Annotated in this window: 17 protein-coding genes and 1 pseudogene; 6 read left to right on the forward strand and 12 right to left on the reverse strand. The window is 61.7% G+C overall.

The genetic code is table 11. The annotated features are described in order from the left end of the window. Positions 1–117: 117 nt before the first annotated feature. The 6 genes and pseudogenes from BGI27_RS15950 to BGI27_RS15975 form a co-directional block, all read right to left on the reverse strand. Complete coding sequence (locus tag BGI27_RS15950; protein ID WP_223871856.1) at positions 118–699, reverse strand: chemotaxis protein CheD; 582 nt, start codon at positions 697–699, stop codon at positions 118–120. Next, on the reverse strand, positions 699–1,241 hold the full coding sequence (locus tag BGI27_RS15955) for a chemotaxis protein CheW (RefSeq protein WP_095525808.1): 543 nt from the start codon (positions 1,239–1,241) through the stop codon (positions 699–701). Before BGI27_RS15955 ends, BGI27_RS15950 begins: the two co-directional genes overlap by 1 nt. 17 nt (positions 1,242–1,258) lie before the next feature. Next, a pseudogene (locus tag BGI27_RS15960) lies at positions 1,259–1,789 on the reverse strand (methyl-accepting chemotaxis protein); the annotation flags it as partial. Positions 1,790–1,919: 130 nt separating this feature from the next. Next, complete coding sequence (locus BGI27_RS15965) at positions 1,920–2,252, reverse strand: STAS domain-containing protein (protein WP_095525809.1); 333 nt, start codon at positions 2,250–2,252, stop codon at positions 1,920–1,922. Between the two features lie 10 nt (positions 2,253–2,262). Next, on the reverse strand, positions 2,263–3,549 hold the full coding sequence (locus BGI27_RS18720) for a methyl-accepting chemotaxis protein (RefSeq protein ID WP_095525810.1): 1,287 nt from the start codon (positions 3,547–3,549) through the stop codon (positions 2,263–2,265). Beyond that, on the reverse strand, positions 3,546–3,911 hold the full coding sequence (locus tag BGI27_RS15975; RefSeq protein ID WP_095525811.1) for a response regulator: 366 nt from the start codon (positions 3,909–3,911) through the stop codon (positions 3,546–3,548). Before BGI27_RS15975 ends, BGI27_RS18720 begins: the two co-directional genes overlap by 4 nt. A 309-nt stretch (positions 3,912–4,220) precedes the next feature. Between BGI27_RS15975 and BGI27_RS18925 the strand changes: the two genes are divergently transcribed. The 6 genes from BGI27_RS18925 (at position 4,221) to BGI27_RS16005 (ending at position 8,637) form a co-directional block, all read left to right on the forward strand. Continuing rightward, on the forward strand, positions 4,221–4,388 hold the full coding sequence (locus BGI27_RS18925; protein WP_420886945.1) for a hypothetical protein: 168 nt from the start codon (positions 4,221–4,223) through the stop codon (positions 4,386–4,388). A gap of 11 nt (positions 4,389–4,399) precedes the next feature. After that, positions 4,400–4,852 carry a dihydroneopterin triphosphate diphosphatase gene (gene nudB / locus BGI27_RS15985; protein ID WP_223871857.1) on the forward strand — a complete coding sequence of 151 codons (453 nt, stop codon included), beginning with the start codon at positions 4,400–4,402 and terminating at the stop codon, positions 4,850–4,852. Between the two features lie 81 nt (positions 4,853–4,933). Further along, positions 4,934–5,347, forward strand: a complete 414-nt coding sequence (locus BGI27_RS15990) for an Hsp20/alpha crystallin family protein (RefSeq protein ID WP_095525813.1) — start codon at positions 4,934–4,936, stop codon at positions 5,345–5,347. Positions 5,348–5,954: 607 nt separating this feature from the next. Then, positions 5,955–6,662, forward strand: coding sequence for a pectate lyase (locus BGI27_RS15995; RefSeq protein ID WP_095525814.1), 708 nt, complete (start codon positions 5,955–5,957; stop codon positions 6,660–6,662). A gap of 48 nt (positions 6,663–6,710) precedes the next feature. Then, on the forward strand, positions 6,711–8,180 hold the full coding sequence (locus BGI27_RS16000; RefSeq protein ID WP_095525815.1) for a tetratricopeptide repeat protein: 1,470 nt from the start codon (positions 6,711–6,713) through the stop codon (positions 8,178–8,180). Positions 8,181–8,229: 49 nt separating this feature from the next. Next, positions 8,230–8,637, forward strand: coding sequence for a glycosyltransferase family 9 protein (locus BGI27_RS16005; RefSeq protein ID WP_095525816.1), 408 nt, complete (start codon positions 8,230–8,232; stop codon positions 8,635–8,637). Here BGI27_RS16005 and BGI27_RS16010 read toward each other — a convergent pair. The 6 genes from BGI27_RS16010 to BGI27_RS18305 form a co-directional block, all read right to left on the reverse strand. After that, entirely contained in the window at positions 8,615–9,868 is a 1,254-nt protein-coding gene (locus BGI27_RS16010; protein WP_223871858.1) for a WD40/YVTN/BNR-like repeat-containing protein, read from the reverse strand. The two genes, BGI27_RS16005 and BGI27_RS16010, sit on opposite strands and share 23 nt — an antisense overlap. Continuing rightward, the gene (locus BGI27_RS18300) at positions 9,765–10,646 is read right to left on the reverse strand and encodes a sialidase family protein (protein WP_223871859.1); all 882 of its coding nucleotides are present in this window, start codon (positions 10,644–10,646) and stop codon (positions 9,765–9,767) included. Before BGI27_RS18300 ends, BGI27_RS16010 begins: the two co-directional genes overlap by 104 nt. Positions 10,647–11,169: 523 nt before the next feature. Next, complete coding sequence (cas6f, locus tag BGI27_RS16015; RefSeq protein WP_095525819.1) at positions 11,170–11,733, reverse strand: type I-F CRISPR-associated endoribonuclease Cas6/Csy4; 564 nt, start codon at positions 11,731–11,733, stop codon at positions 11,170–11,172. A gap of 1 nt (position 11,734) precedes the next feature. Beyond that, positions 11,735–12,760 (reverse strand): type I-F CRISPR-associated protein Csy3, encoded by a 1,026-nt coding sequence (gene csy3, locus BGI27_RS16020; RefSeq protein WP_095525820.1) that lies wholly within the window; start codon positions 12,758–12,760, stop codon positions 11,735–11,737. Positions 12,761–12,789: 29 nt separating this feature from the next. Then, positions 12,790–13,140 (reverse strand): type I-F CRISPR-associated protein Csy2, encoded by a 351-nt coding sequence (locus BGI27_RS16025; RefSeq protein ID WP_223871861.1) that lies wholly within the window; start codon positions 13,138–13,140, stop codon positions 12,790–12,792. Next, positions 13,032–13,454 carry a type I-F CRISPR-associated protein Csy1 gene (locus BGI27_RS18305; protein ID WP_223871860.1) on the reverse strand — a complete coding sequence of 141 codons (423 nt, stop codon included), beginning with the start codon at positions 13,452–13,454 and terminating at the stop codon, positions 13,032–13,034. The genes BGI27_RS16025 and BGI27_RS18305 overlap by 109 nt, the downstream gene beginning before the upstream one ends. Between the last annotated feature and the right edge of the window lie 172 nt (positions 13,455–13,626).

Below are 13,626 nucleotides of genomic sequence, written 5' to 3' on the forward strand. Positions count from 1 at the left end.
TGGCCAGTCGTTTCAGCGCCTTCTTGCATCTCGCATGCGCCTATATCTGGCTACTATGAACACGCCCTAGTCTGCAAGCATGGGCGGGCAGTAATTATTTTCCCAAGCCGGCCTCACTCAACGCGGCTTACGCCCCTGCTCCGATTTGAGCCAGACGTCTCCGCTCCACACATCGAACATCAGCTTGCGGTGGCTTTCGCCCCCCAGATGCTTGGCCACCAGCGGGATACCGTAGCGTTCGAGCTGCAGCAGCCCCATCTCGATGTTGCGCTCCCCAACGTTGATCTCGCAGCGCTGCGCCATGTCGGCAAACATGTTGGCGCCGCCGAAAAGCTTGGCCTGAAAAGCCTCTGGCTCAGCACCGATACGCATGATGTGGCCGAGAAAAAGCTTCATCGCCTCATCCCCATACCGTCCATCGTAACCGGCCCCTTCCGGGATCACGCCACGCGAGGGCAGCATGAAATGGCACATGCCGCCCACCCGCAGACGCGGATGCCACAAGGTGATCGACACGCAGGATCCCAGCAGCGTGACGATGCGCGTGTCGGTGGTCCCGAAGTGGAATCCTCCGGGGTTCAGGAAGACTTCCTGGATGCTTTCGGGGGGCTGAAAGCCGGGAAGCGGAATCGAGGGCATGGCAAAAGAGCCTGTACGGAACATGACGCGGATGGAAACCTGCGGCCAGACGAGATGCATCAGGCCGCCGTGGTCTCCCCTTCCCGCGCGTCGAGGCTACCATGCAGCGCACCCAGTGCGGCCAGCTCATCGAGCGAGAGCACGTGATCCACGTTCAGGATGACCACGAACCGCTCATCCAGCTTGCCCATGCCAGCGATGAAATCGGTGCGGATGTTGGCGCCGAAGGCCGGTGGCGGCTCAATATGGGCGCCCGGAATCTCCTGCACCTCGCACACGGCATCGACGATCACGCCGATATCCTGGCGTTCGCCCTCTGCCTCGATCTCGATGATCACGATGCAGGTGCGCCGCGTGATCTCGCAGCCGCCCTGCCCAAAACGCGCGGAAAGATCCACCACAGGCACCACCGCGCCACGCAGGTTGATCACGCCACGGATATGCTGGGGCATCATCGGGATGGTGGTGAGCTTACCGTACTCAATGATCTCCTTGATCGACAGGATGCCGATGGCAAAAAGCTCACCGCCGAGCAGGAAAGTCAGGTACTGGTTGGTCTGCGCAGCCGACAGCGCAGGCTGCACCGCAACAATGTTCGACATGCTGCTCTCCCCTTGGCTCAGAAACGCACGAAATCGCGCTCGGCGGGATCTTCCGTACCGCCGGCACGCACCACGCGCGAGCTGCTGCGCATGCCGCGATCCAACACACGCTGTACCCCCGGCACGGTATCCAGACGGAAGAAGGCCATCAGCTGTTGCAGTTGCTCGGCCTGACCACTCATTTCCTCGGCAGTAGCGGCCAGTTCTTCGGAAGCAGAAGCATTCTGCTGGGTGATCTGCGAGAGCTGGGACAAAGCCGTGTTGATCTGCCCGACACCGCCTGACTGTTCGGTGGACGCTGCAGCGATCTCCTGCACCAGTTCCGAAGTCTTCTGGATCGAAGGCACCATCGCGTCGAGCAGCTTGCCGGCCTTCTCGGCCAGCTCCACGCTGCCACCGGCCAGTTCGCCGATCTCCTGGGCGGCCACCTGACTGCGTTCAGCCAGCTTGCGCACCTCGGCAGCCACCACGGCGAAACCCTTGCCATGCTCCCCGGCCCGGGCAGCCTCGATGGCAGCATTGAGCGCGAGCAGGTTGGTCTGATATGCGCCGCACGAAAGGCAGCGTTCAGCAGCTCATCGTTGCCGGCGTCATGCTCGAGTGTCAGCAGGCTCTCGTCCAGCACAGCAAGCAGCTCAGCACTTTCGGCCATGTAGGCTTCGCGTACCGGATCCATGCTCAGCCCCCCCTTTCCGCTCTTGCCGTTTCCAGCAAGGGATCGCCGAACCAGCCGGCCATGCCAAAAAGGTTCATCGCCTCCTGCACTGCCTGGCTGTGCGCGAGGATGCGCAATTGCTTGCCTGCCACCTGTGCCTCACGCTTGATCAGTGCCAGCACCTGCAACCCCGCGCTATCCAGCTCATCAACGCGTGAAAGGTCCAGGTCCAGCCCTTGCGCATCCGCCAGTGCCTGCAGAAGCTGCCCCTTGAGCAGGCCGGCGTTGTAGATCGTCAGCCCGCCTTCAAGTACCACGGGCACTTGCGGCAAGGCAGTCCGTTGTTCCGCGCTCATGCCATCTCCCTCAGAAAAGCTCGATCCTTCGCACGGTTTCCACCGCGCCCTGCCGGCCCAATGCGCTTTCATGCGAATTGCGTTGCTCGGCCATCACGTAGCCGGCATACATCTCATCCAGATGCCGGGCCAGCGAATGCAGTTCGTCTGGATTGACGTCACCGGAAGCCAGCAAGCGCTCCAATTGGCTGAAATGCTCCCCCAGACGATCCAGCGCGCCGAGCACGTGCTCCACCTGCTGGCGCGTCACATCCTGGAACTGGATGTCCGCCATCACATCCATGAAGCTTCTGGTCAGCGCTTCGCTGGTGCCCCGCAGGCGCTCCACCGTTTCTCCTTCGCGCATCACCAACTGGCTGTAGCGCGCACCGATTTCGGTGAGCTGGGCGGAGAAATCCTCCAGTGCGCCCACTTCCTCTTTCTGCACATCGCGCGCGACCCGTTCGGAAAACTGCTCCTCGACACTGTTCGCCACCTTGAGAATGCCTTCGCGGATCTGAGTCACGGCCTGTTCGGTCTGGATCGAGAGCTTGCGCACCTCGTCGGCCACCACGGCGAAACCCCGCCCCGCTTCACCCGCACGTGCCGCTTCGATGGCCGCGTTGAGTGCCAGCAGATTGGTCTGCCCGGCCACGTGCTTGATGAGATCTACCAGGGATTCGAGCGAGCGGGCTTCCTGCGCGATCACCGTGATCCGCTGCTGCTCGGAGCCCGCCTGCGTCACACGCTCGGTGATGTAGTGCTGCATGCCTTCCACGCGACGCTGGTTCTCCTGCATGCTCTGGCGCGAAGATTCGAGCATGTCCTGCGATTCGGTCTGGAAGCTGGCGATGTAGTCGTTGAGATCCTCGATGCGCGCATCCACAGCCTGCAACCGCTCCATGATGCGTAACGCAGCCGCCTCGGTGCTGTCGGTCACTGTCTGCAACTGCTGGTGGATCACGGCCTGCACGGCCGGAAAGCCCCGCAACTGCTCGAGCACGGGGGCCACGCGCTGCTGCCACTGCGCGGAATAATCGGACTCCACCGTCTGTCGCTCGCTGGCCAGGCCGAACGCCGGATCGCGATACCACAGCCAGGACCACACACATTGCAAGCTAAAGGCGACCAGCACCGCCACACCGACCAGGAACAACGCCGTCTCGCGCCCCGAATGCTCGCCGAACCAGGCGATCAGGGGGGCATAACAAAACCAGGCCAGCACGCAGACCAGAAGCAGGCTTGCCAGCGAGGCCAGCAATACCCGCACGGCATGACACACCCGGCAATCCGCCCGCAGCAGCTCTGGCAAGGTCATTTGATCACCAGGCGTATGGTGCTCAGCAGCTCATCTGCGGTAACGGGTTTGACCAGCCAGCCAGAAGCGCCGGCAGCCTTCGCCTCGGCCCGTTTGACCTGCTGGGATTCGGTGGTAAGAAACAGAATGGGCACGAACTTGTGCGTCGGCAGGGCACGCAGGGCCTTGATGAAATCGATGCCATTCATGCCCGGCATATTCAGATCGGTAATCACCAGATTGGGCATCAATCCGCCCTTGAGCAGCCCCAGCGCTTCCATGCCGGAGGCGGCCTTGGCCACCTCATACCCCGATTTGGTCAGAATGGACGACGTGCTCAGCAATACGGTGGCCGAGTCGTCTACCAGAAGTATCGACTTCACGCTTGTTTTCTCCCTGCAGAATCAAAGAACGGTTTCCAGCCCATGTGCATGGGCAGTACGTGCAGATAACGACCAGAGATCCTCTTTCTTGAAGGGGTAACAAGGAAAAATGCCCGACAGGAAACATAATTTTCCCTTTTGACACATTGGCACCCGAGCGCCAGTGAAGTCGCGGCGCAGGGCGCTTCTCGCTGCTAGACTCGCAAGCGCACCTCCACGGAAATCTTTCCATGCGCCTGCGTATCCTCCGTCTTGGACTGTTGCTGCTCCTGATGTGGCTGAGGGTGTGATGCGGACGGCTATCTGCTCATCCTTACCCGCCTCGACCGCTGTCATGCCCGCGCGCCCGAAGATCACGCAATCCTGCTCGAACTGTTGCAGGACGTCATCGTCACCTGGCAGGCACAAGGCATCCCGTTCTGGGTCCTGCTCACCGACGAACACATCGCCCTGCCCCGGCTCCACGTACCCACCTGAAAGCCCTGCCAGTGCCCTACAAGCAGCCCGAATCCGTCCTCGTCGTCATCTACACCCCGCAACTGGAAGTCCTGCTCATCGAACGCGCGGCCCATCCTGGCTACTGGCAATCCGTCACTGGCAGCCGCGAAGGCACGGAAGCCCTGAGCGACACAGCCTGGCGCGAAGTGCGGGAAGAAACCGGGCTGGATATCCCCCGGGAACAGATCCTGCCCTGGGGTATCACCAATCGCTTCGAAATCCTCGAACAGTGGCGCCACCGCTATGCGCCCGGCGTCACCCACAACCTCGAACACGTCTTCAGCCTCTGCCTGCCCCACCCCGTCGAAGTCCGCCTGGCACCAGACGAGCACCGCGATCAGTGTTGGCAGCCCTGGCAGGAAGCCGCCGCGCAATGCTTCTCCTGGAGCAACCAGGACGCCATCCTTATGCTTCCGCATCGCCCGCAGCAGCCCAGCCCTTGAATCACCCGTGCCCGGCCTCCATATTCAGTACCGAGGGATGGGATGTCCTCACCCCCCGTTACACAAGGAAAGGAGAGCATCATGGCCAACATCGTGCGTTCTGATCCTTTCGAGGATCTTCTGCGCGGCTTCTTCATCCGCCCCGTCGGATTCGGTGGCGGGCCGGAAGTCCCCGGTATAAGGGTGGATCTGCGCGAAAGCGACAAGGAATACACCCTGCATGCCGAACTTCCGGGCATCCGGAAGGAAGACATCCACGTACAGATCGACGGCAGCGTCGTCTCCATCAGCGCCGAACGCAAGACCGAGAAGGGCGTGAAGGACGGCGAACGCCTGCTGCATACTGAACGGAGCCACGGCAAGGTTTCGCGCAGCTTCGATCTTGGCAGCACGCTGGACGAAACCCATGCCACTGCAAGCTTCACCGACGGCGTGCTGGAACTCATCCTGCCCAAGAAAGCTGCTACCAAGGCCAGGCGGCTAAGCATCAGCTGAAACCGGCCTCATCCGGCGCGTCGCGCCCCGCGGCGCGCCGGCATGAATAAGCGCTCCTCCTGCCGCTCTCAAGACATTATCGAGATGCCGGGGTGAAACCGATTCGACAGGAACCGGGCGGAAGGGAGGATCGCCGATCTGATCCACTTCACTTCTCATGCGCTCGGAATTTCCGATCGATACCCCCTCCTTCGGAATCCTGCCAACCTGCGAAAACTCTCTTCGTAGACCTTATCCGGAATAGGTACTTTCCCGTACCCTTTAAATTCGACGCACTCATATTTGTGCACAGCAGCAAAAGTTTCAAAAAGAAACAAAATGTTACCGGTCACTGTCACTCAGACAACAACCTTGCCCAGACGCCTTGGTAGGCGCGGATGAAGAAAAAATCAGTATTCAAGCCTCCTCTGGCTGCCCGGGTTCACTTCCGAACCGAATTACGCTGCATCGCAACACAAAACCCATTGAGAACGACTTGCAAATCACCTTGACGGGATTTCCCAGCTTATCCAGAGTAAGACGGCTGTCGGGGCATGATGAAGGCATTCGGCATTTGCTCCGGCTTCACACGAAGTTCGTTCTGAAGAAACATTTACGGAGACAAACCATGCAATACAGCAAACTTCTTCTCGGACTGGTCCTGACGGTCAGTGCCTACACCAGCTCCGCCACCACGACGATTTCCGGCACGGTCGACTACGGCGGCGCAACAGTGGGCACCTCGTGCGACGGGCAATCGGAGAGCCAGCAGCCGGTATTCGTCCTTAAAGCCGGCGCAACCATCAAGAACGTCGTACTCAAGGCCGGTGGCGCGGCAGACGGCATCCACTGCCTGGGCAACTGCAAGCTCGAAAACGTGAAATGGGCCGATGTCTGCGAAGACGCCGCAACGATGAAAGGCGGCTCCGGCACGACGATGTATGTCAGTGGCGGCTCTGCCTACAGCGCCAGCGACAAGGTCTTCCAGCACAATGGCCTGGGTTCCACCATCCAGATCTATGGCGGCTTCTATGGCGAGAACATCGGCAAGCTCTATCGCTCCTGCGGTTACTGCTCCAACAATGGCAGCGCGCGTTACGTCGTGATCGACAACGTCAAGCTCAATACCGTCAATTCGGCCGTGGTCGGCATCAACACCAATTACGGTGACAAGGCCACGATCACCAATCTGCAGATCAAGAGTTACTCCTCCGGCAAGCCGAAGGTCTGTGTGACCTACACCGGCAACAACACCGGCGCGGAACCCACCAGTCTGGGTGAAAAGTGGAACACCACGAACTGCGTGGTCAAGACCAGCAACGTGACGTCATACTGAGCAGCTCCGCGTAACTCAGGCCCCGCTTTGGCGGGGCCTTTTCATTCGATGGCAAGGCGGCCTGGCCCCGAAGGCTGGCAACATTCACGGAGCGACATCCTGAAACCCGGAAAACGCAAACAGCAAGCCGCCAACTCCAGGCAAGGAGGGATTGTTGCCGGCCAGTGGTATGCCCAGGCACTGAAGTCTCATCAGGCCCATGAGTGGCCGAAGGCCGAAACCCTGTACGGTCTGGCACTCAAGGCATACCCCGAACATGTCGACAGCCTGCACATGCTGGGCGTGCTCCTCGCCCAGACCGGCCGCCCCGCAGAAGCGGCCGAGCACATCGCCAGTGTGCTGCAGCACACGCCCGATGACATCGAAGCGCTGGCCAATCTTGCCAATACGCTGAACCTGCTACGCCGCCATGAAGAAGCACTCGCCAGCCTCGACCGCCTGATCACGCTGGATGCCGGCAACGTGGAAGCCCATGTGAGCCGCGCCGAGTCCCTCCGCGGTCTGGGCCGTCATGAAGCCTCCCTGGCCGCGGCCGACCTCGCCCTGACACTCGCACCCGGTCATCCGCGCGCCTGCGTCACGCGCGGCAATGCGCTACGCCGGCTCGACCGCTTCGTCGAAGCCTTGGAAGAACTGAATGGCGTGCTGGCCGCTCGCCCCGCCTATCCGGAAGCGGAAAACGATCGTGGCAACATACTGTTCGACCTGCGCCGTTTCGACGAAGCCCTCGACTGCTTCGACCGGGCGCTTGGGCTGCGGCCCCACTACACGGAAGCCTGCTTCAACCGCGCCAACACGCTGCGCGCCATGCAGCGCTTCGAAGACGCGGTGGCAGCTTACGACGCGCTGATCGCAGCCGGACATGCCAATGCCGAAACCCTCAACAACCGGGGTGCGGCATTCGAAATGCTCGGACGGTATGAGGACGCCCGAGCCAGCTACCAGGCTGCGCAACAGGCCGATCCCGGGCATGTCATGGCCCACCTCAACGAAGCCCTGTGCGCCTTTCTGCAAGGCGACTTCGCCCACGGCTGGCCGCTTTATCGCTGGCGAGTGCACGCGCCGGAAGCCCGGATGTCCGGGCCGGTGCACGATTCACCCGCCTGGGATGGCCAGGCCTCACTGGCGGGCAAACGCATCCTCCTGCGCAGTGAACAGGGGCTGGGAGACTGCATCCAGTTTTGCCGCTTCGCACCGCAACTGGCCAGCCGGGGCGCGGAGGTCATACTCGAAACATGGCCCTCGCTGACTTCGTTGATGAGCCGCCTGGAAGGCGTGAGCCGTGTCATCCCTCACGGAGAGGCGCTGCCACCGGCCGATTTCCACGCTTGGCTGCTCGATCTGCCGGGCCTGCTCGGCGTAAGCCTCGACAGCATTCCGGCACAAGCATCCTATCTGCAGGCGCCGCCGGGGCTCGCCAAAACCTTCACGGAATACTTGAACGAGACGCTGCCAACGCGGCGTCTGCGCGTCGGCCTGGTCTGGTCTGGTCTGGTCTGGCAATGCCAAGCACAGTAACGACCACAAACGCAGCCTGCCGCTGGAAAAACTCGCTCCGATCCTGGAGATGGACGTCGATTTCGTCAGCCTCCAGCCCGAACTGCGGGAACGGGATCTGGCACCGTTCGCGGCAAGCCGGATCGTCGATCTGCGCAACGCGCTGCCGGATTTCGAGGCAACTGCTGCGGCCATCTGCGCGCTCGATCTGGTCATCAGCGTCGACACCTCGGTCGCGCACATGGCCGCAGCGCTGGGCAGACCCGTATGGCTGCTGCTACCGGCAAAGCCGGACTGGCGCTGGCTGCTGGCGCGTGAGGACAGCCCGTGGTATCCGGGCATGCGCCTGTTCCGGCAGCCTCGCCATGATGACTGGGCAAGCGTCGTCACCCATGTGTGCGAAGCGCTCCGTGAGCGCCTCGCCCGCACGACTCCGGATGCCGCGAACCGTCAGGCTATCTGCCCAAGCGTTCCATGAAGACGATGCGATCGCCGTAGGCAACGAGATTGCCGGTCTCGGAATCCGCGATCAGAGCCTTCAGCCTGGCCTCCGTATTCGAGGTCAGCGCATCCCAGCTCTCCCCGTGATCGCTGGAGCGCAGCACGACACCTTCGCGGCCGGTCAACAGCAAGGCACCACTACCCGGCTCGACCAGAAAGGCACGCAGCAGGCTTTCGCTCCCGGTGCTGCTGCGCAGCCAAATTTTCCCCTCATCCAGCGAACGCAGAACGATGCCGCTGGCCCCTGCCACCAGCACGGCCTTGCTGGAGGGATCCTCGATCATCGACCCCAGCAGCACCACGGTACCGCTATCGACGCTCGCCCAAGTCCGGCCCTCATCCTCCGAACGCAGGATGACACCACGCGAACCGGCCAACAGGAACAAGCGCCGTGCGGAATCGAAGATGCCGCCATAGAAGGTGGCATCCGTGGGCACATCGATACGTTCCCAGCTGCGACCATCATCGGCAGACCGGGCCAGAGCCCCATCCGCACCGAAGATCCAGAGCGTTCCGCTCCTGCGGTCGACCGCGCCCCGGAACCAGGCACCCTCGACGATCCGGGGCAGCAGCACCGCCTTCGTGGCCCCGGCCTCAAGACGCGCCAGCAGACCGCCATCGCCAAACAAAATCACCGTGCCGGTTTCAGGATGACTGATGAACCCCTGATAGACCGCACCGTCTTCAGCCGTCTCGAAATCCCAATGCTGGCCACCATCCTTCGTACGCAGCCAGGATTGCTTCCCGCCCGCCACGATCAGGCTCTGGCTGACCGGCTCCTGCGCCACCTGGAAAAGATAGCCGGGCTCGGTAAGCTGCGTCATCACCGCACTGGTCCAGGTGCGCCCGCCATCCACCGAACGCGACAAGGTGCGGTTGATACCCGCAGCCACCAGCTCGCCACTGGCGGGATCCCGCACGATGCCATGCACATACTCGGCCACCCCCAGATTGCGGGTCTGCCAGCGCTCGCCCCCATCACTCGAAACCGTGATCCAGCCGCCGCCGCCCACGGCAACCAGATTGCCGCTCCTGGCATCCACGGCCACGGCATTGAGCGGGCGGTTTTCACCTGCCGGCACGAATTGCCAGCGCTTGCCCAGATCATCGGAGTGCAAGGTCAGGCCGTTTTCGCCCACGGCCACGATACGGCGTTCGCGCATCACCGCCCCCAGAATCGTGCCCTCCCCCTTCATTGCCCGCACCACGGACCACCTGTGGCCACCATCCTCGCTCCGGGCAATGCGATTGTCGGCACCGAAAGCCACCACCACCCCGCTGACAGGAATCCTGCAACAACTGCTGCACATACCCCAGCCCGGTCTTCACCGCCGACCAATGCGCGCCACCATCCTTCGACCGCAGGATCCGGCCGTCTCCCAGCCCGGCCAGCACATCACCGCTACGCTGCTCGACGACCAGCCCGATCACGGCCTCGCCAGTACCGCTATCCACCGGCGTCCAGCTCAATCCGCTATCGGTCGAAACGAAAATGGCGCCCGCCGCCCCGGCTGCCAGCAGCCAATGTCCACTCACATCGGCAACGATGCGGGTAATGCTCGCCGGCGCCGGCAGGAGAACACTCTGCCAGCGCATGCCACCATCTTCGCTGCGCAACATTAGCCCATCGACCCCGGCCGCAAGCACCAGCCGGCCGCGCGGATCGACATGAAGTGCCTGCAATGCCGCCGTCGAATCGCTGGCAATCACATTCCAGTGCTTACCGCCGTCATCACTGAACTGGAGGGCGGCATCGGCCCCCACCGCAACAATCCGCTCGCTGCCCGGCACGACAGCCATGCGCCGGAGCGACGCAATCCGGCCAGGCGAACCGATATCCCAGCTCACCCCGCCATCCTCGCTACGCCACATGACGCCATCGGTCCCGGTGGCAATCACGCCGCCCTCCACAGCCTGCACGGCATAAAAGGAAGGATTGGTCACCACCGCCCTGTATTCCGGAAGCTCCGGGCGGGCACTGGTCATAGCACCGGCTTCGCCAGCCTCCTGTTGCTGGCAGCCTGCCAATGCGAGAACACACGACACAACCTGCACAACCCGCCAAAAAGGATTACACATCACGGATCCGCCTCCTCATGCTCGCAGGCTCATGGCCACGCGCTTTATCGATTGTTGTTAACAACATGTAGCGGTACATGCTATCGCAAACAATTCCGGCATCAATACTCAAGGGATACAGCTATTAGTGGCGGTTTAAAAATCTATTTGCATTTCTGATGTTTCCGATACGACAGTGAAGTTCGGCATAACCAATGCTGGCTCGATGATCAATTTCTGAGCTGCCTATACGGCAGTGAAGGCAGAAGTGGCCGCGTTCGATCAGAGCCGAGATTTCTGAGCTGCCTATACGGCAGTGAAGTAGGTGCATATCTGCGAAAACGCCCGATGTGCCGGGCTTTTCCGTTATTTATCCTGTAAAAACCCTTTTTCGGACGACTTCCGCAAGCCCTTGTTTTTCAAGGGCCTGCATGGAGCGTCCGGAAAAGGGTCAGAACCAGGGAATGGTGGCGGTGTTGCTCAGGCCGTAGGCGTTGAAGCGGCCGGGGTTTGCTGCCGGCTGGCAGGGCAGGTGCTCGACGAACAGCCGGAAATTCTGTCCGGTGCTCTGGCTACGCAAGGTGAGCCAGGGCAGATCGAGCCGTTTTTCGACGGCATCGGGGATGCGTTCGCGCGCTTCTTTCTCTGACCAGCCATGGCGCTTGATCTGGCGACGGCGGATGCGCTCCGCATTGCTTTGTGCCTGCACACGCCGCACCACGCGAAATTGAGCGCCCATCGGAACAGGCAGAATGCCCGCCTGCTCCACATGGTCCGCCATGCCTTGAAGCCAGTCGGACTGCATCATGGTTTGCAGACGCGCAGCGGTGCCATGCAGACGCAGGATGTCCCCCAGCCCTGAGCCTTTGGCCTTGTGATGCGGGAAGCTGACGCCGATGTCTTCCGCCTGCAGCGCCACCAGGGCTCGATGCAGCTTGGCCGCGAGTGCGTTGAGCAACTGCGGCACCGGGAATTCCGGGTCTGGCCGGACTCGCAGGTCGATGTAGTGGTCCATCTCAGTTGGCCTCGCCGAACACACCGCCCCGGATCAGCACGGCGATGACGAAATGCTGGTCATCGGGATTGGCGGGCGCCTTGCCCTTGAGCACCCAGTTGTCGAGCAGGTTGTAGAAATCGACCTTGTCCTTGGGCTGCCGGTAGGCCTTGCCCTGCGTGGTGACCGAGCCATACGGTTCGACAGCAATGGGGCCGAGTTCGGCTGCGTCTGGATACCAGGTGTCGATGGTGCGTAGGGCATTGCCGATTTTTTGCGAGTGGATGCCGGCGACTTTGTTCACCTGGTAGAGCGTCTTGCTCTTGTCGCCCCGGCCACGGTCGAGGATCAGTTCCTGCGAGGGGAAGACTTCCTGCCCCGCACCCAGGCGCACGAAAGCACTCACTTCCAGCAGCACATGCGCTTCGCCTGCGAGGCCGCTGGCGATCAGGGCGCCGAGTTCTTCAAGGGCGGTGTTGCCGACCTCGAATCCGCGCAGGGACAAGGCCAGCGCATCGAAAATCCAGCTCTGTGCGGCGTGGCCGTCTTGCAGGCGGCGGACCTGCACTTCCACCTGCTCGGCGCCGATGCGGTTGCGCCACAGGAAACGGCCATTGGCCAGATTTGCAGCATAGCGTTTAGCGAGTTCGCCAAAGCCATGCTGCTGCACATAGCCTGCGACGGTCGCCTGCAGGGCTTTCTGGTAGTCGGCATCGTTGCAGGCCGAAGGCTTGCCGGTGCCGGCCAGCACGCGCAGGGTGAAGCGCACGCGCAGGGTGTCGGCCTCGGCCGGTAGGGCGGCAACATCGACGGTCTGCAGGTTGGGATTCTCGATGACGGCATCGAGCTTGGCCGGGTCCTGATCCTTGGTCTTGAGGCGGTTGGAGATCGTGCCGCGCACCGACTTCTCATTGATGCCGACCGGTTGCCAGGCATCGGACTGCTGGCGCTCGGCCCACTTGCCGGCATGGAAAAGCGCATCGGAAGGATCGAGCTTGCGTTCGAAAGCGAGGACGGAAGCGGTCTTGAGGGTGATGGTTTCAGCCATGATGAAATTCCTTTTCGTGATCGAAGTTTTCAGAAGTCGTAGTCAGATTCGTCCGCGTCGGTGGCGGAGCGATAGTCGTTGCAGCAGCGGTAACGGCCGGCGTCGGGCTGGCTAGCTGCGTACCAGAGGAGCTGTTCTGCATGCTCCAGCCGGTGGGGGCTGAGCCATTGGCCGACCGAGTAGAGGCTTTCAACGAAGCGAAAAGGCGTCGTTGTATCGCGCGCATTGGCGACTGAACCGGCGTCGTGCATTTCCCCGAGCGCGCCGTAGCCTACGGGAATAGGCACCACCCAGCCCAGGCCAGAACGATCGTGTTGCCAGGCGCCTTTGCCGTGCTCTCCGTCTTGCGGAGCGGCGTAGCGCCAGTTGATGCGTGCCAGCGATAGCCAGGCATCCAGTCGCGAAGCTCCTCCGCCAATGTGTGGCTGCCGATCTCTGCATGCGGGTGAAGCGTTTCGGGCTTGACGTGCAGGCTGGTGCCACGCGCATCCGGATGTGTTGCCTTCAGTACATGCGTGACGGCTTGAATCTGACCAACCCGGCGAGCCGCATCTGCCAGCCATGTTGCGTAGTCGTACTTCGACGCGATATCCGCGTCATCCTCCTTGCCTTTCAGCTTGGCCTCCCGCCGCCCATCGATGAAGGCGGCGATGGCCGAGCGAAATGCTTTCCCCCGATCAGTCTGTTCTGTCATATATCTCCTCCATCGAATTTTCCCTCCTCGTTGATAAATCAGGTTTTTTTCGCAAATCTAAACCAGCGGTGGTAACGCCAGCCTTGAGCGTTTTCCGGCACTTCCACCGTGGTGAAGTGAATCGCCCCGGGTTTCCTAGACAGCCCCGAGCTTCATGAAATACTGTTTTTCA

The sequence above is a fragment of the Candidatus Dactylopiibacterium carminicum genome (genome assembly GCF_014736495.1).
GTDB classification, from domain to species: Bacteria; Pseudomonadota; Gammaproteobacteria; order Burkholderiales; family Rhodocyclaceae; genus Uliginosibacterium; species Uliginosibacterium carminicum.

Excerpts from the sequence above, each read along its gene's own strand:
- BGI27_RS15965 (WP_095525809.1), bottom strand. The coding sequence starts at position 2,252 with ATGAGCGCGGAACAACGGACTGCCTTGCCGCAAGTGCCCGTGGTACTT.
- BGI27_RS15995 (WP_095525814.1), top strand. The coding sequence starts at position 5,955 with ATGCAATACAGCAAACTTCTTCTCGGACTGGTCCTGACGGTCAGTGCC.
- BGI27_RS18720 (WP_095525810.1), bottom strand. The coding sequence starts at position 3,549 with ATGACCTTGCCAGAGCTGCTGCGGGCGGATTGCCGGGTGTGTCATGCC.
- csy3 (WP_095525820.1), bottom strand. The coding sequence starts at position 12,760 with ATGGCTGAAACCATCACCCTCAAGACCGCTTCCGTCCTCGCTTTCGAA.
- BGI27_RS15955 (WP_095525808.1), bottom strand. The coding sequence starts at position 1,241 with ATGTCGAACATTGTTGCGGTGCAGCCTGCGCTGTCGGCTGCGCAGACC.
- BGI27_RS18300 (WP_223871859.1), bottom strand. The coding sequence starts at position 10,646 with ATGACCAGTGCCCGCCCGGAGCTTCCGGAATACAGGGCGGTGGTGACC.
- BGI27_RS15990 (WP_095525813.1), top strand. The coding sequence starts at position 4,934 with ATGGCCAACATCGTGCGTTCTGATCCTTTCGAGGATCTTCTGCGCGGC.
- BGI27_RS15950 (WP_223871856.1), bottom strand. The coding sequence starts at position 699 with ATGCATCTCGTCTGGCCGCAGGTTTCCATCCGCGTCATGTTCCGTACA.
- BGI27_RS16000 (WP_095525815.1), top strand. The coding sequence starts at position 6,711 with ATGGCAAGGCGGCCTGGCCCCGAAGGCTGGCAACATTCACGGAGCGAC.
- BGI27_RS16005 (WP_095525816.1), top strand. The coding sequence starts at position 8,230 with ATGGACGTCGATTTCGTCAGCCTCCAGCCCGAACTGCGGGAACGGGAT.
- BGI27_RS18305 (WP_223871860.1), bottom strand. The coding sequence starts at position 13,454 with ATGACAGAACAGACTGATCGGGGGAAAGCATTTCGCTCGGCCATCGCC.
- cas6f (WP_095525819.1), bottom strand. The coding sequence starts at position 11,733 with ATGGACCACTACATCGACCTGCGAGTCCGGCCAGACCCGGAATTCCCG.